This is a genomic window from Corynebacterium sp. MSK122, from assembly GCF_030229435.2.
Taxonomy (GTDB): Bacteria; Actinomycetota; Actinomycetes; order Mycobacteriales; family Mycobacteriaceae; genus Corynebacterium; species Corynebacterium marquesiae.
In genome coordinates this window covers 1-711 of record NZ_JASPHV020000067.1, presented here as the reverse complement: position 1 = coordinate 711, position 711 = coordinate 1, and the positions used below count along the sequence as shown (strand labels likewise).

The window sequence follows — 711 nt, the reverse complement described above, 5'->3', positions numbered from 1 at the left end:
TTGGGGTTGCCCGCAAATCGTGGACACGTAGTGGAGCTACCTAGTGGTTAGGCAGCTATTTCTTTTCTGCTGGTGGTTAGACCAATGTGGTTCTCGAAGTCGACGGGGCTTACCATACCGAGTGCGGAGTGTCGGCGCCGGCGGTTGTAGACGACTTCAATCCAGTAGGCAACGGCCTTGCGTGCGGCATCACGGGTCGCCCAGCGCTTACGGTCGTAGAACTCGGTTTTAAGCGTTGACCAGAATGACTCGGCCATCGCGTTATCGAAGCACACACCGGTACGCCCTACGGACTGAGCAATGCCCAGGTTGCGGCAAACTTCCCAGAGCTTCTCGCTGGTAAATTGGGTTCCGCGGTCAGCGTGAAACACTAGCCCGTCAGGCACGTCACCGCGCAGCGTATGCGCCATTCGCAGGGCCCGTTCGACCAGGTATGTATCTTGAACGCTATCCATAGCCCAGCCCAGTACCCTGCGGGAATGGCCATCGCGGACTGCACACAGATACAACCAGCCTTCAGCAGTGCGCAGGTAGGTAATATCCGACATCCACACTCGGTTGAGCTCACCGGTATCAAACATGCGCTTGACCAGGTCAGGAAGCGTGGACTTACGTTTGGCTTGGACCGTTGTCACTGGGACAAAGGCCCGCGGTGAAATCCCTTCAATGCTCATCATGCGCATTCGTTTAGCCACAGTCTTACGGTTAAGC

1 protein-coding gene is annotated in these 711 nt (G+C 56.5%); it reads right to left on the bottom strand.

What is annotated here, in order from left to right; genetic code table 11:
- Positions 1 to 47: 47 nt before the first annotated feature.
- On the bottom strand, positions 48 to 711 hold a 664-nt coding region (locus QP934_RS11475; RefSeq protein ID WP_419127588.1), incomplete at its 5' end, for an IS3 family transposase.